Below are 20,451 nucleotides of genomic sequence, written 5' to 3' on the forward strand. Positions count from 1 at the left end.
CTCAGGCGGTCTTGACGCGCTCCCAGGCGGCCCGCCACGCGTCCTCGTTGGCGACGGCCTTCGACGGGATCATGTCCGCCAGGCGGGCCGGGTCGATCGCCCCGTAGAGCTCGGTGCGGCGCTCGGAGAGGTGGGCTGTGGTCTCCGGGTTGACGCTCGGCGCGTGCCCCTCACGGGCGAGCGTGGCCCCGGTCTCGGGGGCGATGTACTCGTTGACGACCTCCCACGCGAGGTCCGGGTGGTCGGTCTGCGTGGAGACCACGGCGGCCTCGAACCAGGAGAGCGCGCCCTCCGTGGGGGTCGCCATCTCGATCCAGTCGGTGCCGTCGGCGCGCATGTTCGTGACGTTCATGCGGCCGGTGTGGCCGACGTGGAAGTCGCCTTTCGTGATGCCTTTGACGAACGACGCGTCGCCCGCGATGTATCCCGAAAGCAGGGACTGCTTCTGGTCGATGAGGGCGTCCGTGACCGCGCCCAGCTGGGACTCGGAGAGGGTGATGCGGTCGCCGTCGAAGGCGTCCCGGAATCCGAGGTGGAGCGCCGCCGCGGACATGGCCTTGAAGTGGTTGTCGTAGAGCGCGACCGCGCTGCTGAGATCGACGCCGTCGATGCCGTCGAACAGCACGCTCCAGGAGGGGTCGTGGTCGGGGACGGCCCGCGAGTCGTAGCCGTAGCCGTAATACCCGAACCGGATCGGCACGCCGTACGGGGTGCCGTCGACGGCGAGTTGGGTGTCCATCGCGTTCTTGAAGAAGTCGTAGATCGCGGGGTAGCTGTCGAGGTCCGAAACCGGAACCGGGGCCGCGAGCCCGGCCGCCGCGAACTTCGGGACGTAGTTGTTGTTGGGGATGGCGATGTCGAACTGTTGGTCTTTCCCGGCCTGCCAGCCGGCGAACATCTTCTCCGAGGAGATCGACTTCGTGACGTTCACCGTGGCGTCAACGGCGTCCTCGACGGCGGCGGCCACGTCGTCGCGGGCGTAATGTTCCCAGGTGAGGACGTTGATCGTTGGGGTGCCCGTGGTGCCGCCGAGACAGCCGGCAAGCGTGGTGGCGCTGGCCGCAGCGCCGGTGGCGGCGAGAAACGACCGCCGGCCCACGGTCGAGTGGGGGTGGCCGGCGTCGCTGGTGGTGTCCGCAGGAGCGTCCGCGTCAGAAGCGTCAGGCTGGCGTGGAGACATGCGACTGTTCGACGGAAGTCGTGGTCGACTGAAAAACCGCGCGATACCCGCAGGTACCGCGGGAAGGCGGGGCCGCGAGTGGAACCGGCAATATCGACGGGATGCGTCGGCCGGATACCCCGGCCTGAGCTATGCCGGAGTAATGACTGCACGAGCGGGGGCCGAGACACCCCCATCTGGGGGCGGGCACGACGACGGGGAGGCGGCCGCGCTGGTGCGGCTGGACGGCGTCCGAAAGACGTACGGTGACACCACGGCGGTCGCGGATCTGACGCTGACGCTGCGCCGGAACGAGCTGTTCACGCTGGTGGGGCCGTCGGGCTGTGGGAAGACCACCACGCTCCGGCTGATCAGCGGCTTCGAGTCGCCGACCGAGGGCACCATCCGGATCAACGGCGAGCCCGCGACCGGCGTGCCCCCGGAGCGACGCGACACCAACCTCGTGTTCCAACAGCACGCCCTGTTCCCGCACATGAGCGTCGCCGAGAACGTGGGGTACGGCCTGGAGAAAGACCCCGACGTGGGGGCCGACGAGGTGGCGCGCCGCGTCGAGTCGGCGCTGGACCTGGTGAACCTCACGGAGTCCGGGGAGCGATCGCCGGGCGCGCTGTCCGGGGGCCAACAGCAGCGCGTGGCGCTGGCGCGCGCGCTCGTCAACGAGCCGGCGGTGTTGCTGCTGGACGAGCCGCTGTCGAGTCTCGACCGCACGCTCCGCAAGCAGATGCAGGCGGAGCTTCGGCGGCTGAGCGACGCCGTCGAGGGGTCGTTCTGTTACGTGACACACGACCAGGAGCTCGCGATGGCGGTCTCCGACCGCATCGGCGTGATGCGGGACGGCGAACTCGTGCAGGTCGGCACCCCGGCAGCCGTCTACCGGAACCCGGCGTCCCCGTTCGTTGCGTCGTTCATCGGTGACACGACGCTCGTCGACGGCACCGTCGAGCCAGCGGCCGGGGGCGCGCCGGCGCTCACGGTCGGCGACTGGGTGACCGTTCCCGTGGCGACGGACGCGACGGGCGCGGTCACCGCCTCGATCCGCCCGGAGATGGTCGCCCGCACCGACGACGCTGCCGCCGACCACGCCTTCGAGGCCGTCGTCCGCGAACGAACCTTCCAGGGGGAGGCGGTCCGGTACCGGCTCGCACCCGTCGGTGCCGCCGAGGGCGTGACGCTGGCGGCGTCGATCCGCGACACGGACGCTCCGCTGTCGGCGGGCGAACGCGTCACCGCCGCGATCACCGGCGATCCCGTGGTGTTCGACGCCTGACGCGAGTCAGTGCCGTGCGGTCTGCATCGCGGCGGCGTTGTGTGCTGTGCCGCACCCGCCGTCGCGGTCCACGACAATGACGCCGGCTGACGCCCCCGTGAGTTCGCTGAACTCCTCGATGGCACGGTCGGCGGCCGCCTGCGCCCCCAGCCCGGCTTCGAGGTGCCGGACCGCGCGCCGCGAGAGCGTGGTTTTCGCGATGGCCTCGCCAGCGCCGGTGGCCGACGCCGCGCCCGCCGGGGCGGCGTAGAACCCGGCCCCGATCTGGGGCACGTCGCCGACGCGCCCGGCGAGCGCGAGCCACCGGCCGCCCGTCGAGGTCGCGGTTGCGAACCGGTCGCCGTCGGACGCCACCGCGCCCACGGTGTCGTGGTCGCCGGGCGGCGACTCGCGGCCGCCGGGGTCAGTGCGTCCGAACCGCTCCCGCACCCAGTCGCGGTGGTCGGTGGGTGACCCGTCGGGATGGGAGTCGAGGTCGTCCCAGCGGGCACGGGTGTCGGCGGTCCAGAGATCCGACTCGACGGGGATGCCGGTGTCGGCGGCGAAGTCGACGGCGTGCACGCCGCTCAACAGCACGTGCGGGGTGTCCGCCATGACCGCGCGGGCGACGGCGACCGCGGCCTCGACGCCGGGCATCGAGGCGGCTGCGCCGGCCGCGCGGTCGCTGGTCATCATGCCCGCGTCGGTGCGGATCACGCCATCCGATTGGGGTGTCGCCCCGGTGCCCGCGTTGAACGCGGGGTCGCGCTCCAGGACGCGAACGGCCGCCGTGACTGCGTCGACGGGCGTTGCGTGCGATGCGCCGGTGTCGGCTGCCGTCTCCAGGGTGTCTTGGCGGGGTGCGGGCGCGTCGGGGGGAGCCCCGGCACCGCCGTGAACGAGCACGCGCATGCGCTCCCGTACCGCCGCCAGCGGGGAGTGCGTTGGGGGTGGCGGCGACGGCGCAAACAGTAGTCCTTTTAGGCGTCTCGCGTGAGGTGTAAACGACAATGAGCTACGACAAGATCGAAGTCCCCGAGGGCGGGGCGAAAGTCAGCTACGACGAGGCCGCCGACGAACTCGACGTCCCCGACACCCCGATCATCCCCATCATTCACGGGGACGGCATCGGCAAGGACGTCGGTCCCATCGCCCAGGACGTGCTGAGCGCGGCCGCCGAGGCCACCGGCCACGACATCGAGTGGATGGAAGTGTACGCCGGCGAGTCCGCCCGGGAGATGTACGACGAGAACCTCCCCGAGGAGACCGTCGAGGCCATCCGCGAGCACCGCGTCGCGATCAAGGGGCCGCTCACGACGCCGGTCGGTGCCGGGTTCCGCAGCCTCAACGTGGCGCTGCGCCAGACGCTTGACCTCTACGCGAACGTGCGGCCGACCTACTACCTGGACGGCGTCCCGTCACCCATGAAGGCCCCCGAGGAGATGGACATGGTGACCTTCCGGGAGAACACCGAGGACGTCTACGCGGGCATCGAGTGGGAGGCCGGCACCGACGAGGCGGAGCAGGTGCGTTCGTTCGTCGAGGACGAGATGGACTTCGACGACGTGATGCACGACGGCGACATCGGGATCGGCCTCAAGCCCATCTCGGAGAAGGGCTCCAAGCGTCTGGTACGGGAGGCAATCGACTACGCCATCGAGAACGACCGTGACACGGTCACGCTCGTCCACAAGGGCAACATCATGAAGTTCACCGAGGGGCAGTTCGGTGACTGGGGGATGGAGGTCGCCGAGGAGGAGTACCCCGACGACGAGGTGTTCGCCGCGCCCGATTCGCTGTGGGAGGAACAGGACGAGGTCGACATCCCGGAGGACGCCGTCATGGTCGAGGAGCGCCTCGCGGACGCCATGCTGCAGTGGATGCAGCTGCGCACCGACGAGTTCGACGTGCTCGCGATGCCGAACCTCAACGGCGACTACCTCAGCGACGCCGCGGGCGCGCAGATCGGCGGCCTCGGCATCGCGCCGGGCGCGAACTTCGGGGCGGGGCGGTGTCTCGCGGAGCCGGTCCACGGATCCGCGCCGAAGCGCGCCGGCCAGGACAAGGCGAACCCGACCGCGCTCATCCTCTCGGGCCGCCTGCTGTTCGAGTACATCGGCTGGGACGACGCCAGCACGCTCGTGCGCGACGCCGTCGAGGACACCATCGAGTCGGGCACGGTCACCTACGACCTCGCGCGCCAGCGCGACGACGCCGAGGAAGTGTCCAGCACGACGTACGCCGAGGCCGTCATCGACCGCATCGAGGACCTCGCGTAACGCCGCCAGCGCCGAGCACCGACCACCGTGGGCCGGTTTTTTGAGCCGCCGTGTTTATCCTGGCCGACGCCCCATGATCGGGTGATGTCGTACGCTGTCGTCGGGTGTTCGGACTGCAACGCGCTGTGGGTGGTCGCGGGCCGCCCGGAGACCACCAGCTGTCCGCGCTGCGAGACGCGCCACCAGTTCGGGACGCTCAAACAGTTCGTCACCACCGACGACGAGGACCACGCCCGTGAGGTGCGGGCGTCGATCCTCGCGAACAAGGCGGGCTACGGGGAGGCGTTCGCTGACATGGACGGGTTCACGGCGCTCGGCGAGGACGCCATGGCGGCGGGCATCGACGACGACGACTACCTCGACGCGGCCGGCGTCGACGCGGCCGAGGCGGCGGCCGCCGGGGAGCGCGCCGAGGGCACCCGGCGCAGTCGCTCGCGACAGGACACCGTCAGGGCGGCGCTGCGGGAGTTGGACGAGCCGACGGAGCTCGAGGTGGCGGCGTTCGCCGCCGAGCACGGCGTCGGCAGCGAGTACGTCGCGGACGCGCTGGCGAAGTTGACGCGGGCGGGCGAGGTCGTCGACGCCGGGGACGGCTACCGGCTGTTGTGAGCGCGCCTAGCGCCCCAGGTCGGCGTGGGCCGCCGAGAGGCGGCGAGAGGCCAGCGCCGCCAGGAGGTTGATCTCGCCGGCGAGCGCGCCCACTGCGATGATCTCCGCGAGCGCGTCGGCGTTCGCGCCCGCGGGGTCGCCGCCGCCGCGGACGCCGAGCACGTCCAGTGCCTCGCGTTGGGTCGGGAGTGTGGTGCCGCCGCCGACGGTGCCGACTTCGAGGCTCGCCAGGTTCACCGACGCGTAGAGGGCGTCGTCGCGGGCTTCGACGGTCGTGATGGCGTTTGCGCCCTCGACGACCTGGGCGGCGTCCTGGCCGGTCGCGAGGAAGACGGCGGCGACGACGTTCGCGGCGTGGGCGTTGAACCCGAGGCTGCCGGCTTTCGCGGAGCCGATGAGGTTCTTGCGCGTGTTGGCTTCCTCGATGGCGGCCGGCGTCGTGTCGAAGCGCTCCTCGACCACGTCCTGGGGGATGGTCACGTCGGCCGTGACCGTGCGGCCCCGGCCCTCGACGGCGTTGATGGCGGCCGGTTTCTTGTCCGTGCAGAGGTTGCCCGACACCGCGACGAGCTCCGCGGGGGTTTCGTCCTCCACGAGCTCGCTTGCGGCCTCGGTGGCGATGGTGGCCATGTTCATCCCCATGGCGTCTTTGGTGTCGTACCGGAACCGGAGGTAGACGTTGTCCCCGACGACGTACGGCGTCACGTCGGTGAGTTCGCCGTGGCTGGTCGTCGATTCGGCGGCCGCCGCCAGGGCGTCGGTGTTGTCGTCGGCCCACTGGGCGACCTCCGCGCCCTCGGTCACGTCCGCGACGCGGAACACCGGGGCGCGCGTCATCCCGGTTTTGGTGACGCGGGCGTTCGCGCCGCCGGCCGCGGTGATCGCCGAGCAGCCGCGGTTCACGGACGCGACCAGCGCGCCCTCGGTGGTGGCCATCGGGAGGTAGTACTCGCCGTCGGCGGCGCCGCCGCTGAGGGCGACCGGGCCGGCGACGCCGAGCGGGAGTTGCGCGCCGCCGGTGAGGTTCTCGACGGCGGTGTCGGCTGCCTGATCGGCGTCGAAGGCGAACGCGCCGAGCGCGTCGGTGTCGGCGTCGGTTTCGCGTTCGAGGACCGCGCGGCGTGCCGCCGCGGCGGTGTCGGCGTCGGTCTCGTCGTCGAGTTCGTACAGCCGGAGGTCCCCGGCCTGTACGCGGTCGGCGAGGTCGCTGGCATCGTCGGGCATGCCCGGGAGTCGGCGGCCCGCCGCCCTGAAGGTTGTCCTTCGACACCGGGCACCGAACAGTGGGTTATATGAGTTGGTGATCGGCTAGCCGGGGTATGACAGTGACGGCGATGCTTTCGGTCGCCCCGGTGGACAGCCCCGGCGTCGATTTCGACGCACAGATCGCCAGCGCGGTCGACGCGCTGGAGGAGTTCGACGTGCGGTACCGGACACACCCGATGGAGACGACCATCGAGGCCGACGACATGGCGGAGTTGATGGCGGCCGTGACCGCCGCCCACCAGGCGGTCGACGCGCCCCGCGTGGGCACCACGCTGAAGATCGATCACTACCGCGAGGAGGACCTCGCCGTCGAGGAGAAAGTCGACCGCGTCGAGGATCGTCTCGGACGGACGGCCGCGAGCGACCGATGACCTCCCGGCGACGGTTCGTGGCGGCGGTCGGCAGCGCGACGGCCGCCAGCCTGGGGCTCGCCGGATGCGTGGGCGACCGGGAGACGACAACCGCGACAGAAGAAACGACAACCACGACAGAAGGGACGACAACCACGACAGAAGGGACGACAACCACGACAGGCGGAACGACCGCGACCCAGCAGGGGACGCCCCCACGGCTCAGAATGGGCGCGAGCGAGACGTACGTCAACGCCGTGTCGACGAGCGCCGGCAACTGGGTGAAAGACGCCGTGCAGTCGGAGTACACCGTCGATTTCGACTGGGTGGTGACCGAGAACGGCGTCACGGAGTTCATGCGCCGCGCGCAGCAGGGCGTGGACCTGGGGGCTGACGGCTACGTGGGCGTGACGGCGGCGGATCTGGCGCGCGCCGACCGCGAGCTCTCGGCGCCGCTGTTCGCGGCCTTCGACACCGACGCCGTCGACAACACCGACAACGTCCACGACCGGTTCTGGATCGACGGGACGGACCGCATGCTCCCCACGGGGGCGTCGTACGTCACGATCATCTACGACGAGACCGTGGTGGACGCCCCGGAGACGCTGGCGGCGCTCACCACCGAGGAATACAGCGACGGCATCCTGGTGCCGAACCCCCAGAACACCGCGACAGGGCTGGCGTTCGTGCTGTGGACCGTGGACGCGTTCGGCGAAGACGGGTTCCTGGAGTACTGGCGGCGACTCGCCGACAACGGCCTCCAGACCGCGGGGTCGTGGAACGCCACGTACAGTGCGTACTCGGGCGGGGAAGCGCCGATGGTGATGTCGTACAGCACCGATCAGGTGTACGCCAGCCAGGATCCGGACGTGGACATGGCGCGCCACCAGGTGGCGTTCCCGGGCGACAGCGCCTACACGTACGTCTCGGGCACGACGAAGTTCGAGAGTGCAACGAACCCGGCGCTCGTGGACACGTTCGCGTCGTTCATGCTGTCGGGGGACACCCAGCGCACCGTCGCCGAGAAGAACGTCGGCATTCCAACCGTGACGAACGCCAGCCTCCCCGCGGAGCTCCGGGAGTACGTTCACGTTCCGGAGGCGCCGATCGGCCACTCCGCCGAGACGCTGCGTCAGCACGCCGACGAGTGGCGGGCGGCGGTCACCCGCCAGATCGCCAGCCAGTAGGCGCAGCCGGTTCCCGAACGCCTAAGCCGGCTGCGGTGTGGCGTACACGTATGACAGCGGCCGCAGACCTGATTCTCTACAACGGCGACGTGCACGTGCTCACCGACACCGCGACGCCCGCGGACCCGACGCATTCGGCGGTCGCCATCCGGGACGGCCGCATCGTGGGGCTGTCCAACGATTACGACGCGGCGTTCCGTGCGGACACGGGCACCCGGGAGGTGGATCTCGGCGGCCGGGTGGTTGTGCCGGGGTTCGTGGACGCACACACGCATCTGGCGGTGCTCGGGAAGCACGGCGTCCACGCGGACCTCCGGGGGGCCGACAGCCCGGCGGCGGCGACAGCACGGCTGGCCGAGCGCGCCCGCGAGACCGACGCCGGCTGGGTGCTCGGGTTCGGGTACGACGACAGCCAGTGGAGCGCGGCGCTCTCGACGGCGGATCTGGACGCCGTCAGCGAGGCACGGCCGGTGGCGGCGATCCGGGAGGACATGCACACCGCGACCGTGAACGGCGTCGCGCTGGCCGAGCACGGCGACGAGATGCCGGCCGCGGACGTGGGTGAGGACGGCCGCATCGTCGAGGACGCCGTGGAGGCCGTCTACGACGCCACCGATCCGGATCTGGCGGGGACGAAACCGCTGATCGAGGCCGCACAGCGGGAGGCCAACGAGAGGGGGGTGACCGCTGTCCACGAGATGGTGCGGGACTCGCATGCGCCCCGGGTGTACCGCGAGCTGGACGCGGCTGGCGAGCTCTCCGTGCGGGTGCGGCTGAACTACTGGGCGGACCACCTCGACGCCGTCCTGGAGACGGGGCTGGTGACGAACCACGGCGGAGGGATGGTCACCGTCGGCGGCATCAAGACGTACACGGACGGCAGCCCCGGCGGGCGGACGGCGAAGCTGTCCGAGCCGTACGCCGACGCGCCCGGCGAGACCGGACAGTGGGTCGTCGATCCGTCGGCGCTGGCGGCCCTCGTCGAGCGCGCCGACGACGCGGGGTTGCAGGTGGTCGCGCACGCCATCGGTGACGCCGCGGTCGACGCGGTGCTCGACGCCTACGAGGACGCGGGCGAGCGCCGCCACCGCATCGAGCACGCCGAGCTCGCGTCCGACGACGCCATCGAGCGGATGGCCGACCTCGGCGTGGTGGCGTCGGTGCAGCCGAACTTCCTGAAGTGGGCGGGCAGCGACGGGCTCTACGCGGACCGCCTGGGCACTGCGCGCCGGGAAGCCAGCAACCGATTCGCCGACATGCTCGACGCGGGCGTGGACGTGGCGTTCGGCAGCGACTGTATGCCGCTGGCCCCGCTCGTGGGCGTTCATCACGCGGTGACCGCGCCCGCCGACGCCCAGCGGCTGTCGGTCACGGCGGCGCTGCGGGCGTACACCAGCGGTGGCGCGCGCGCCGGCTGCCGGGAGGACGAGCAGGGCGTGATTCGGGAGGGCGCGCTCGCCGACCTCACGGTGCTTGACGCGTCGCCGTGGGAGCACGCCGACGCGATCGCCGACGAGGTCGGCGTGTCGATGACCGTCGTGGACGGAGCGGTGGTGTACGACGGTCGGTGAGGCGGGTGTCAGGCCGGCGTGTTGACTACGGTGAGTCTCCCAGTGGCAGTATTGAAGAACTAATCTTTTCATTGTGGAGTTCTGAAGTGGTTATTACACTGGTGAACTGAACGTGGCACAAATGGACACGTCGTCGTTCGAGACCGACCTGAGTCTCTTCAAATACGACGACCTCGAAGCACTTCCCGATGAGTACCGTGAGTTGACACCAACAGCGCGCACCGAGCGCATCGAGGCGGCGCGCGCCGAACTCGGCGACGACGTCGTGGTGTTGGGCCACAACTATCAGCGCCGCGAGATCGTCGAGCACGCCGACTTCGTCGGCGACTCCTACCAGCTCTCGAAGGAGGCCGCCAACGCCGACGCCGACTACGTCATCTTCGGCGGCGTGACGTTCATGGCCGAGAGCGCGGACATCATCACCGACGACAGCCAGTCGGTGATCCTGCCGTCGATGGAGGCCTCCTGCCCGATGGCGGGGATGGCCGAAGCCCTCCAGGTGGACGCCGCGTGGGCGGACATCACCGCCGCCGCCCCCGACGAGACCATCATCCCGATCACGTACATGAACAGCTACGCCGACCTGAAGGCGTTCTGTGCCGAACAGGGCGGGCTGGTCTGTACGTCCTCGAACGCGCACCGCGCCTTCGAATGGGCGTTCGAGCGCGGCGACAAGGTGTTGTTCCTGCCCGACAAGCACCTCGGCGAGAACACCGCCCACCGCCTCGGCATGGCGGACGCGACCGTCGAGTGGGACCCCTGGGCAGCCGAGGGGAAGACCGCCGAGGAGGTCGCCGACGCCGACATCGTGCTCTGGGACGGCTACTGCCAGGTCCACGAGCGGTTCACGCCCGAGCACGTCGCCGAGGTCCGGGCGGACCACGAGGACGCCAACGTGGTCGTCCACCCCGAATGCCGCCGGGAGGTCGTCGAAGCGGCCGACGTCGTGGGATCGACCGCAACGATCACCGAGACCGTCGCGGACGCCGACCCGGGGGAGACGTGGGCCATCGGCACCGAGATCCACCTGGCCAACCACCTCCAGCGCTGGCACCCCGAGGTGAACGTCGTCCCGCTGTGCGGGGACGCCTGCATGGACTGCAACGCGATGCGCCAGATCGACCCGAACTACCTCGCGTGGGTCCTCGAAGAACTCGTCGAAGGCCGCGAGCGCAACGTCATCGAGGTTGACAGCGAGGAAGCGGAGTTGGCACAGGTGGGCCTCGACCGCATGCTCGAACTCTGACGATGACCGACGCCACCACCACCGACGTACTCGTACTTGGATCGGGCATCGCGGGGTGTGGGGCCGCGCTGGCCGCCGCCCGCGAGGGCGCGAGCGTGCTCGTCGCGACGAAGGCCCAACAGCCCGCTGACGCCAGCACCGACTGGGCACAGGGCGGCATCGCCACCACCCGTGACGACCCCGAGTCGCTGAAACGGGACATCCTGGCGGCCGGCGACGGGGAGGCCGACCCCGAGGCCGTGGACGCACTCGTGGGCGACGCCGCCGCGGCCGTCGAGGACGTGCTCGTGGACACGCTGGGCGTGCCCTTCGATGGCGAGGAAGGGTTCGACTACGCCCGGGAGGCCGCCCACTCGGCGGCGCGCATCCTGCACGTGGACGCCGCCACGGGCCACCACATCCTGGGGCCGTTCCTCCGACACCTCGACGCCCACGAGAACATCGACATGCTGGAGGACGCCGCCGCCCTCGATCTGATCACCGACGAGGGGGCGGTGACCGGCGCGCTGCTCGACCGCAACCCCCGAACGGGCGACCGCGCCGAGACTGGGGTGCCGGTGTTCGCCGGATCGACGGTGCTCGCGACGGGCGGCATCGGCGACCTCTATCGGCGCTCGACGAACCCGCGCGGATCGACGGGCGACGGCGTCGCGATGGCCGCGCTGGCCGGGGCCGACGTCACCGACGCCGAGTACGTCCAGTTCCATCCGACCGCCTACGACGACGCCGACCCGTTCCTGGTCTCGGAGGCGGTGCGGGGCGAGGGCGCGCTCCTGCGGAACGCCGACGGCGAGCGGTTCATGCCGGACTACCACGAGGACGCCGAGCTCGCGCCCCGCGACGTGGTCGCGCGTGCCGTGGCAGCCGAACGGGACGCCACGGGCGAGGTCAGGCTGGACGTCTCCCCGCTCGCGTTCGGCGAGGAGTTCCCCGGGCTGGCGGAGGCCTGCGCGGACCGCGGCGTCGACTGGGAGACCGGCATCCCGGTTGCGCCCTGCGAGCACTTCCTCTGTGGCGGCGTGGCCGTCGACACGGTGGGGCGGACGAGCCTCGACCGGCTGTTCGCGGTCGGCGAGTGCGCCCGCACGGGCGTCCACGGCGCGAACCGGCTGGCGTCCACGAGCCTGCTCGAAGGGCTCGTTTGGGGGCTGCGCGCCGGCGAGACGGCGGCCGGTGACGGTCGCGCGCCGGCACCGAGCGAGCCGCCCGAGCTGCGGGACCGCGATCCCGACCTTCCCGACGGGTTCGCCGCCGAGAAGTTCCGGCGGCTGCGCCGCGTGATGGACGAACACGTCGGCCTCCGGCGCACCGGCGCGGACCTCCAGCGCGCGCAGGGCGTGCTCCGCCGGCTCAAAGGCGAGGTCGATTCGTACGCCCGCACGCGGACGAGTCGTGACCTCTACCAGCTCCGGAACGCCGCCGTCGTCGGGCTGCTGATCGCGCGGGCCGCCGGTGAGAACCCGGAGAGCGCCGGCTGCCACCACCGCAGCGACGAGGCTGCCGCCGAGGAGGCCCCCGATGCCGGTCACTGACGCCGACGTGGAGCGGTGGCTGCGCGAGGACCTCGGCCACCACGACGTGACCAACGACGTGCCCGGCGAAACCACCGGCCGACTGGTCGCCAAGCAGGCCGGCGTCGCCGCCGGCCTCGACGCCGCCGTGCGGGTCTTCGAGTATCTCGGCTGCGAGGCCGACGCCCCCGCGGCGGCCGGCGACCGGATCGACGCCGGCGACACCGTGCTCCGGGTTTCGGGGGCCGCACAGAGCGTGCTCCGGGCCGAGCGCGTCGCCGTGAACGTCGCCGGCCACGCGTCCGGCGTCGCGACGAAGACCCGGCGCGCGGTCGCCGCCGCCCGCGAGGCGAGCGACGACGTGGCGATCGCGGGCACCCGGAAAACCACCCCCGGGCTGCGGGGCGTCGAGAAGCGCGCGGTGGTCGCGGGCGGCGGCGACACCCACCGCCTGGACCTCTCGCACATGGTGATGGTAAAGGACAACCACGTCGCCGAGCTCGGCCTCGAAGGAGCCATCGAGCGCTTCCGGGCGGCGAAGAGCTTCGCGACGAAACTCGACGTGGAGGTCGAGACCCCCGAGGACGCGCCCCGGGCCGCCGACGCCGGCGCGGACATCGTCCTGCTGGACAACATGACGCCGGTGGAGACCGAGCGCGCCGTCGACCTGCTCGACGGCGCGGCGCTCGCGGAGGCCAGCGGCGGCATCACCGTCGACGACGTGCCCGCGTACGCGGCCACGGGGGTCGATGTCATCTCGATGGGGGCGCTGACCCACTCCGCGCCCACCCTCGATCTCTCCTTCCGGACGTAGTCAGCGGAGCGCGGACAGCGTCTCGGCGCGCTCCCACGCCCGCTCGAAGCGGTCCTGCAGCCGCGCCAGCAGGGCGTCGTCGCGGAGTTCCACCGCGCCGAGGCGCTCGCCCTCGTCGAGAGGGTGGGGCACGTGGAGGTAGACGCGGTCGTCGTCCACGAGATCGAAGGTCGCAGCGAGGGCCGTGGTGACGCGCAGCGACACGGCCTCGCGGTCGAGGTACGCGTCGCGGACCGCCACCGGAACCGTGTCGAGGACCGGCGCAGCCACGAGCACGCGCACCGACTGCTCGGTTGGCAGCGTCTCGTCGAACGCCGCGATCTCGGCGTCGTAGCGGTCCCAGGGCGCGCCGACGTAAGGGCGACTCATGGCCGACCGGACCTCGTCGCTGGCGTCTTCGAACACCTGGCGGGTGAGCGAGACGGCCGTCTCGCCGCCGAGTGGGGCGGTCCAGAAGCGGCTCTCGGTCGGCGGGACGGCCGCGAGTTCGTCGCCGAGGGCGGCCGCGAGGCGTTCGTAGCGGTCGGTCTGCTCGGCGAGTTCCCGCTTGCGCTCCGCCAGCAGCCGGTCGGCCGCCGTCTCGGGGTCAACCGCACAGTACCGTGTCGGCTCCCCCGGCCGCGTCTCGACGAGGTCGCGCGCCGCGAGGCCGTTCAGCACGTCGTAGACGCGTCCCATGGGGACGCCGCTGGCGTCCGAGACGGCGCGCGCCGTCGACGGGCCGCGCGCCAGCAGGGCGCGGTAGCACTGCTCTTCGTACCCCGAGAGCCCGAGTTCGGCGAGCCGCGACATACCGGGCTGCGGGCGGCCGGGCCGCAAGTAGCTGCCGGAAACGCGCTACAAGTGGCACCACGTTCGGAAACGCACTTTCCCCGGCCGAACGACACAGCAGTCGTGTATCCATACGCGTATCTGGCGGCGGCGATCGCCACGGAGGTGGCCGGCACGACCGCGCTGAAACTGTCCGAGGGGTTCTCGAACCCCGCGCCGAGCGTCGTCGTGCTCGCGGGCTACGTGAGTTCGTTTTACTTCCTCGGCCTCGTCCTGGAGGAACTCCCGGTCGGGGTGGTGTACGGGACGTGGGCGGCCGTCGGCATCGTCGCGACGGCGCTCGTCGGCGTGGTCGTGTTCGAGGAGTCGGTCGACGTGGCCGGTGTCGTCGGGCTTGCGCTCATTGTCGCGGGCGTCGTCGTGTTGAACGTCGCCTCGGACGCCTACACGCCGGCGCACTGAGGTCACTCCAGCAGCGACGCCCCCGTCATCACGGTCGGCCGGTCGATGCCGAGCACGTCCAGCAGCGTCGGCGCGATGTCCCGGAGCGCGCCGCCGTCGCGGACGGCCGCGGTGTCGCCGGACGCGGGCGGAAGCGAGACGAACGGCACGGGGTTGAACGTGTGGGCGGTGTGTGGGTCGGCGGGCGTCCCCAGGTCGTCGGCGTTGCCGTGATCGGCCGTGAGGAAGGCGTGTGCGCCGGCGTCGTTGAGCGCGGGCACGAGGCGGCCGAGTTCCCGGTCGACGGCTTCGACGGCCTCGATGGCGGCGTCGAAGTCGCCGGTGTGCCCGACCATGTCGGGGTTGGCGTAGTTCAACACGAGCACGTCCGGGTCGTCGCCGGCCAGCGCGTCCAGCACGGTGTCGGTGACCGCGGGCGCGCTCATCGCGGGCTGCTCGTCGTAGGTCGGCACGTCCGGGCTGTCCACGATCGTCCGCGTTTCGCCGTCGAACGCGACCTCGCGGCCGCCGTTGAGGAAATACGTCACGTGGGCGTACTTCTCCGACTCCGCGACCCGGAGTTGGGTGTGGTCGTGGGCTGCGAGCACCGCCCCGAGCGTGTCCGTGGGCTCCGCGGCGGGGAACGCCACCGGGCAGTCGAACGTCTCGTCGTACTCGGTCATCGTCACCACCGGCACGGCCGGCGGGTTCGTCTCGATGCCGTCGGCGTCCCAGCCCGCGGGGTGGATGTCCGCGAGCAGCCGGGTGAGCTGGCGGGCGCGGTCCGCCCGGAAGTTCGCGAACACCACGGCGTCGCCGTCGCTGAGCGCGGCGCCGCCCTCGATGGTCGTGGGTACGACGAACTCGTCGGTGTCGCCGCGCTCGTAGGAGTCGGTGACGGCGTCGACCGCGGCAGCGGCGTGATGGGCGACCCCGCCGGACCGCGTGATGGCGTCGTATGCGCGCTTCGTGCGCGCCCAGTTCTGGTCGCGGTCCATCGCGTAGTACCGCCCGGAGACGGACGCCACGTCGCCGGTGCCGTGCTCGTCGGCGACGGCTTCGAGGTCGGCGAGGTAGTCCTCGCCGCCGGTCGGCGAGGTGTCCCGGCCGTCGGTGAACGCGTGCACGGCCGCTTCGACGCCGCGTCCGGCGGCGCACTCCACGAGCGCGTGGATGTGCTGTTGGTCGGCGTGGACGCCGCCGTCCGAGACCAGACCCATGACGTGCAGCGTGCCGCCGGTGTCGGCGACGTGGTCGAGTGCGCCGGAGATGGCGTCGTTCCCGCAGAGGTCGCCCGCGGCGATGGCGTCCTCGATGCGCGTGTACGCCTGCTTCACGACGCGGCCCGCGCCGATGGTGAGGTGGCCGACCTCGCTGTTGCCCATCTGGCCGTCGGGCAACCCCACGTCCCGGCCGGACGTGGTCAGCGTCCCGAACGCGCCTCGTTCGGCGTACTCGTCGAAATTAGGGGTGTCGGCGGCCCGGACCGCGTCGCGTCTGTCGTGATCGCCGAGGCCCCAGCCGTCCAGAATCACAAGCGCGGCCTGCATGTACGGGGCTGTGGCAGCCGGGAGTATGTAGGTGTCGTGTCGCTGCCCGCCGCGAGCGTGGCCGCCCAGTCGACGCGGCTTCGGAACGGCGTTCGGGACGAGCGCGTCCAGCGGGCGTTACGCGTCGTCAGCGGGGCGCTCGTCGTTGTCGAACTCGGCGCCACACTCGCCACACACCATGTGGTCGGTGGGGGCGGTGCGCTGGGGGGCGACGACGCCGCAGTCCGGGCAAACGCTGTAGGGGCGTTCGTCTGCGGGGGCGCCGGGGTCGACGTCGACGTGAATCCAGGCGTCGGGGTTGGTCTCGTCGTAGAGTTCGACGCCGCTGTCGGTGCGCCGCCAGTTCACCGAGTTCGCGCGGTGTTGCTGCATCCACGCTTGGCTACCCTCCCGACGAAGTTAAGAATTCTGACAAAAGTTGCTTCGGTCGCGAGTAAACGACAGAGCGCGTCGCAGTCGTGCTCGGTCCCCCGTCGCGTCACGTCGTCTCGTTCACGTGCCGAATCGCGGTTTCGTTCACGTGAGACAGCGGCTCCAGCGGAACACCGTCGGCGCTTCGTTCAGGTGTCCTCAAAGGGTACGAGCGCTTAGTTTTCACCGAGAGACCTGGTTCGGGGACGACCCATGGTTGTACACCCAGACGCAGTTCTCGATGGTTTTGCGAGTCTGAGCGGGATTCGTACCACCACACTCAGGCGTTTATTGGTTGGCGTCATCAACGTCGCACAGTGCAGCCGGGCCTGACCACCGGTGTATTAGGAGGTCCGCCCCCGAGCCGTGAGCATGACTCTCGACCCCGTCCACTTCGACGGCATCGCGGCCCTCGCCGCGCACATCACACACGAGGTGGACGCCGAGGAGCACCGGGATCTCGCCGACGAAACGTTCCGAGAGTTCCTCGACCCCCTCTACGGCGACGACGGCCCCGTCCTCGAACCGCTGGACGACCTCGCGAAACACGCCGCCCCGATCGAGGAGCTCGCACTCCAGCCCGACGCCTTCGACACCGCCCACGGCCTCGACTCCGGCACGATCAACCCTCGGACGTTCACCAACGGCCTCGTTCTCGACCTCGCGCAGGCCGCGATGAGCGCGACCCCCTCGGAGCTGGACTGCCACCGCGCCCGCACCACCATCACCAGCGTCCACTCCAACGACGCCAGCGTCGACACGAGCACCGACTGGCAGACACACGACGAGGGCTACTGGCGGGGCCGCATCGTCCACACCACCCCGCTGGCCCGCGACCAGGAGCGCGTCGTCCACGGCCTGGCGCTCTACCTCGCGGAGAGCCATCACGCCCGCGAACACGCCCATCGCGTCGAGGACCTGCTGTTGCTCGACGGCCCCGTCTATCCCAAACAGCTCGTGAACTGGGCCGACCGCCACGCCAGCCTCGCGGACCTCGTCACGCAGAACGAACTCGTCGGCGAAGTGCTTGAGAACTACGTCCGGCTCGTCGAGGACTTCGCCGACCGGGGTGTCCCGCTGGCCGGCTTCGTGAAAAGCCCCGCGAGCCAGGCGCTCGTGCGCGCGCTCCGCGACCGCGGCCGCCCCACGCCGTGGGCCACCGACGCCGCGTTCTTCGGCCAGGTGCTTGAGCGCCGCGAGTTCGACGGGGACGACCAGCACCGACGCACCGACGAGCTCACGTGGACGTGCTGGTTCACGTCCACGCTCGGCGCTGACGGCGTGTTCGCCGACGCCGACGCGCTCGGCGTCGACCGCGAACTGGACGCCGCCTGTTACGAGGTGGCGTTTTTCGTCGTCTACGACCCCCGCACGGATCTCGTGCACAGGGTCGAGGTGCCCCGCGTGTTCGCCGACGACCCCGACTGCCGGGCGGCGGTCGAGCGCTACGTCACCAGCCAGGTCGCTGCCGAAGCCGGCCCCCCGAAACCAGTGGGGAAAGCCGACGAGCTCGCGCGCATCAGCAGCGACGAGAAACAGGAGCTCGTGCGCAAGCTCGAACGGGTCGTCGGCAGCCGCGAGGACCGGAACTACGACGACCACCGCTGGTAGCCGGCGGGCGGTTTTATACGGCCAGCCGGAGGACCGCCGAACGATGACCGACCGCGCAATCGAAGCACGCGCCCTCACGAAGCGGTACGGTGACACGACAGCCATCGAGCGGATAGATCTCGCGGTCCCCAGCGGCTCGGTGTACGGCTTCCTGGGGCCCAACGGGGCCGGGAAAACGACGACCATGCGGATGCTCACGACGCTCGTGGAACCGACCAGCGGCACCGCCACCGTCGCCGGCGTTGAGGTGACCGACCGAGCGTCGGTGGTTCCGAACATCGGCTACCTCCCCGAGGAGCCGCCGCTGCACGCCGAGCTCACGGCGCGCGAACAGCTCCGATACATCGCGGGGCTCCGGGATATCCCCGACCCCCGGGCCGAACAACGCATCACGGACCTCCTGGAGCGGTTCTCGCTGGGCGACGACGCCGACCGCCGCATCTCGACGTACTCCAAGGGGATGAAACAGAAAACCGGCATCATCCAGGCGATGCTCCACGACCCCGACGTGCTCTTCTTGGACGAACCCACTTCGGGACTCGACCCGCGCGCGGCGCGCACCGTCCGGGACACCATCGCGGATCTCACCGCCGGCGACGCCACCGTCTTCCTCTCGACGCACATCCTGCCGGTCGTCGACGACCTCGCGGACACCGTCGGCGTGCTCTACGACGGCAGCCTCGTCACCGAAGGCCCGCCGGACGCCCTCAAGCAGCGCGCCGAGGCCGGCGACGAGCGCACCCTCGAAGACGTGTTCCTCACCGTCACCGGCGGCATCGACGGGGCGGCGTAGATGCCCGGCGTTCCGAACACCCACCACGCCGCCCGCATCGCAGCCACCCAACTCCGCATCGGCTGGCGGAAACTCCGCGGGAAGAGCGTCACCCACCACTTCGCGGTCGGCCTCGCCGTCGTCGCCGTGACCGCCATGACCCCGGGGATCACCTGGGTGGTGTACGCCAATGCGCAGTCGGTTGTCGACGGGGCCAGTGCGATCGGCACCCTCGTGCCCGCGGGCATCGGCGTGGTCACCGTCGTGATGACCGCCTACCTCACCGTGCTCCAGATCGGTGACATCGATGTCCGTGACGGCTACCTCACCACCGTCCCCGCCCGCGACGTCGTGGGGGGGCTGCTGGCCGCGGGGTACGTCCGCGTCGCGGGCATGTTCGTGCCGCCGTTGCTCGTGGCCAGCGTCGGGCTTGCCGGCGGCGTGGGGCGGCCGCTGGCGCTCCTCTCCGCGCCGATCGCCGTGCTCGCGCTCACCACGACCGCGTACCTCGTCGGGTTCCCCATCGGCATGGTCATCGCGTACGCCCTCGGGCAGTCGGCGTTCGTCGACCGGTACAAGGGCGCGCTCGGCGCGGGGGCGTTCGTCGCGTACCTCGCGTTGCTGCTCACGGACTCCCTCTGGACCGTCGCCGGGCCGGTCATCGAGGCCGCGCGTGCGTCCCCAGTGGCGTGGTACACCGACCTCGCGCTGATCACGGTCCCCGGGGCCGACGCCAGCGCGCTCCGCGCCGGGGCTGCCCTCGCCGGGTCGATGGGTGTCGCCGCGCTCGGCGTGCTCGCAAGCGTTCGCGTCTCGGAGCGCCGGTGGTACGACGACGGCGCACACGCCGACATCCGCACGACCGACTCCGCACGCGGCGGCCGCCTCGACGGCGTGCTCGGCCGCCCGGCGGCGTGGGTGGCGCGCAAAAGCTGGCTGCGGGCGCGCCGCGCCCCGATCAAGCTCCTCTACGTCGTCTACCCCGCGTTCGTGCTGTTCGGCCCCATCCAAAACAGCATCGCGGCGGGGCGGGTCACGGCCACGCTGCCCGCGACGCTCACCCTGTACGCCGCCTGGGCGACCGGCGCGCTGTTCGCCCTCAACCCGCTCGGCGACGAGGGCGCGGTTCTCCCGATCACCGCCACCTCGGGCGTCACCGGCCGTGAAGTCGTGGCCGGCCTGGTCGCCGCCAGCGCGCTCGTTGGCACCCCCGTCTCGATCGCGCTCGCGGTCGTGCTGGGCGTCCTCAGTCCCCTGTCGCCGGTCGCAGTCGCGTGCCTCGCCGTTGGCGGCGTCGTCCTCCCGGCGCTCGCCGCGACGGTCGCCGCCGGCGTCGGCGCGTCCTTCCCGAAATACGAGGCCACAAGCATGACCCGCAGCCGGGAAGTCGTCGTCCCGTCGCTGTGGTCGTTCGGCGTCTACACGATCGTCTTCCTGCTGTCCGCGGGCATCGCCACCGGCGCTCAATCCCCCGCGGTCGGGAGCGTCCTCGGTGGCGCACTCGGGGTCTCGACGGCGGTCGTCCACGTCGCCGGGCTCGCCGTCGGCCTGGCCGTCGCCGGTGCTTGCGCTGTCGTCGCCGGCCGCAACGCCGTCCGCGCCTTCGACGGCTACACCGCGGACGGCTGACCCGCGC

General features: G+C 71.1%; 19 protein-coding genes. 13 read left to right on the forward strand and 6 right to left on the reverse strand.

The window, feature by feature from the left end; genetic code table 11:
• Position 1 precedes the first annotated feature (1 nt).
• Positions 2–1,180: a PotD/PotF family extracellular solute-binding protein gene (locus tag JT689_RS08865; protein WP_010903369.1), complete on the reverse strand. Its 1,179-nt coding sequence runs from the start codon at positions 1,178–1,180 to the stop codon at positions 2–4.
• 142 nt (positions 1,181–1,322) lie between these two features.
• Between JT689_RS08865 and JT689_RS08870 the strand changes: the two genes are divergently transcribed.
• Complete coding sequence (locus JT689_RS08870; protein ID WP_205250995.1) at positions 1,323–2,447, forward strand: ABC transporter ATP-binding protein; 1,125 nt, start codon at positions 1,323–1,325, stop codon at positions 2,445–2,447.
• Between the two features lie 6 nt (positions 2,448–2,453).
• Here the strand turns inward: JT689_RS08870 and JT689_RS08875 are convergent, their stop codons facing one another.
• Positions 2,454–3,338, reverse strand: coding sequence for an isoaspartyl peptidase/L-asparaginase (locus JT689_RS08875; protein WP_010903371.1), 885 nt, complete (start codon positions 3,336–3,338; stop codon positions 2,454–2,456).
• Between the two features lie 98 nt (positions 3,339–3,436).
• On the opposite strand from JT689_RS08875, the gene icd reads away from it, so the two are divergent.
• Together icd and JT689_RS08885 are read left to right on the forward strand one after the other, a co-directional pair.
• On the forward strand, positions 3,437–4,705 hold the full coding sequence (gene icd / locus JT689_RS08880) for an NADP-dependent isocitrate dehydrogenase (protein WP_010903372.1): 1,269 nt from the start codon (positions 3,437–3,439) through the stop codon (positions 4,703–4,705).
• An 84-nt stretch (positions 4,706–4,789) separates the two neighbouring features.
• Complete coding sequence (locus tag JT689_RS08885; RefSeq protein WP_205250996.1) at positions 4,790–5,314, forward strand: DUF5817 domain-containing protein; 525 nt, start codon at positions 4,790–4,792, stop codon at positions 5,312–5,314.
• 6 nt (positions 5,315–5,320) lie between these two features.
• Here JT689_RS08885 and hmgA read toward each other — a convergent pair whose 3' ends face one another.
• Entirely contained in the window at positions 5,321–6,538 is a 1,218-nt protein-coding gene (gene hmgA / locus JT689_RS08890; RefSeq protein ID WP_010903374.1) for a hydroxymethylglutaryl-CoA reductase (NADPH), read from the reverse strand.
• Positions 6,539–6,633: 95 nt separating this feature from the next.
• Here hmgA and JT689_RS08895 point away from each other — a divergent pair, with 95 nt between their 5' ends.
• The 6 genes from JT689_RS08895 (at position 6,634) to nadC (ending at position 13,259) form a co-directional block, all read left to right on the forward strand.
• The gene (locus JT689_RS08895) at positions 6,634–6,951 is read left to right on the forward strand and encodes an MTH1187 family thiamine-binding protein (protein WP_010903375.1); all 318 of its coding nucleotides are present in this window, start codon (positions 6,634–6,636) and stop codon (positions 6,949–6,951) included.
• Complete coding sequence (locus tag JT689_RS08900; protein WP_205250997.1) at positions 6,948–8,117, forward strand: thiamine ABC transporter substrate binding subunit; 1,170 nt, start codon at positions 6,948–6,950, stop codon at positions 8,115–8,117. The genes JT689_RS08895 and JT689_RS08900 overlap by 4 nt, the downstream gene beginning before the upstream one ends.
• Before the next feature lie 50 nt (positions 8,118–8,167).
• The gene (locus JT689_RS08905; protein WP_205250998.1) at positions 8,168–9,688 is read left to right on the forward strand and encodes an amidohydrolase; all 1,521 of its coding nucleotides are present in this window, start codon (positions 8,168–8,170) and stop codon (positions 9,686–9,688) included.
• Between the two features lie 121 nt (positions 9,689–9,809).
• Positions 9,810–10,934 carry a quinolinate synthase NadA gene (gene nadA / locus JT689_RS08910; RefSeq protein ID WP_010903378.1) on the forward strand — a complete coding sequence of 375 codons (1,125 nt, stop codon included), beginning with the start codon at positions 9,810–9,812 and terminating at the stop codon, positions 10,932–10,934.
• A gap of 2 nt (positions 10,935–10,936) precedes the next feature.
• Complete coding sequence (locus tag JT689_RS08915) at positions 10,937–12,466, forward strand: FAD-dependent oxidoreductase (protein WP_205250999.1); 1,530 nt, start codon at positions 10,937–10,939, stop codon at positions 12,464–12,466.
• Positions 12,453–13,259 (forward strand): carboxylating nicotinate-nucleotide diphosphorylase, encoded by an 807-nt coding sequence (gene nadC / locus JT689_RS08920; protein ID WP_205251000.1) that lies wholly within the window; start codon positions 12,453–12,455, stop codon positions 13,257–13,259. Before JT689_RS08915 ends, nadC begins: the two co-directional genes overlap by 14 nt.
• Here nadC and JT689_RS08925 read toward each other — a convergent pair whose 3' ends face one another.
• Positions 13,260–14,051, reverse strand: coding sequence for a TrmB family transcriptional regulator (locus JT689_RS08925; RefSeq protein ID WP_205251001.1), 792 nt, complete (start codon positions 14,049–14,051; stop codon positions 13,260–13,262). It lies immediately after the preceding gene.
• A gap of 102 nt (positions 14,052–14,153) precedes the next feature.
• Here JT689_RS08925 and hsmR point away from each other — a divergent pair, with 102 nt between their 5' ends.
• Complete coding sequence (hsmR, locus tag JT689_RS08930; protein ID WP_205251002.1) at positions 14,154–14,492, forward strand: multidrug efflux SMR transporter protein HsmR; 339 nt, start codon at positions 14,154–14,156, stop codon at positions 14,490–14,492.
• Positions 14,493–14,494: 2 nt separating this feature from the next.
• On the opposite strand, the gene gpmI is transcribed toward hsmR, so the two are convergent.
• Both gpmI and JT689_RS08940 read right to left on the reverse strand, forming a co-directional pair.
• Positions 14,495–16,021 carry a 2,3-bisphosphoglycerate-independent phosphoglycerate mutase gene (gene gpmI / locus JT689_RS08935; RefSeq protein WP_205251003.1) on the reverse strand — a complete coding sequence of 509 codons (1,527 nt, stop codon included), beginning with the start codon at positions 16,019–16,021 and terminating at the stop codon, positions 14,495–14,497.
• Between the two features lie 117 nt (positions 16,022–16,138).
• Positions 16,139–16,393, reverse strand: coding sequence for a hypothetical protein (locus tag JT689_RS08940; RefSeq protein ID WP_010903384.1), 255 nt, complete (start codon positions 16,391–16,393; stop codon positions 16,139–16,141).
• Positions 16,394–16,804: 411 nt separating this feature from the next.
• Between JT689_RS08940 and JT689_RS08945 the strand changes: the two genes are divergently transcribed.
• From JT689_RS08945 to JT689_RS08955, 3 genes are read left to right on the forward strand one after another with little or no spacing between them, the layout of a single operon-like run.
• Positions 16,805–18,043, forward strand: coding sequence for a DNA double-strand break repair nuclease NurA (locus JT689_RS08945; RefSeq protein WP_205251004.1), 1,239 nt, complete (start codon positions 16,805–16,807; stop codon positions 18,041–18,043).
• A gap of 43 nt (positions 18,044–18,086) precedes the next feature.
• The gene (locus tag JT689_RS08950) at positions 18,087–18,836 is read left to right on the forward strand and encodes an ABC transporter ATP-binding protein (RefSeq protein WP_010903387.1); all 750 of its coding nucleotides are present in this window, start codon (positions 18,087–18,089) and stop codon (positions 18,834–18,836) included.
• Positions 18,837–20,444 carry a hypothetical protein gene (locus JT689_RS08955; protein WP_205251005.1) on the forward strand — a complete coding sequence of 536 codons (1,608 nt, stop codon included), beginning with the start codon at positions 18,837–18,839 and terminating at the stop codon, positions 20,442–20,444.
• Positions 20,445–20,451 lie beyond the last annotated feature (7 nt).

The sequence above is a fragment of the Halobacterium sp. GSL-19 genome, from assembly GCF_016917855.1.
GTDB classification, from domain to species: Archaea; Halobacteriota; Halobacteria; order Halobacteriales; family Halobacteriaceae; genus Halobacterium; species Halobacterium salinarum.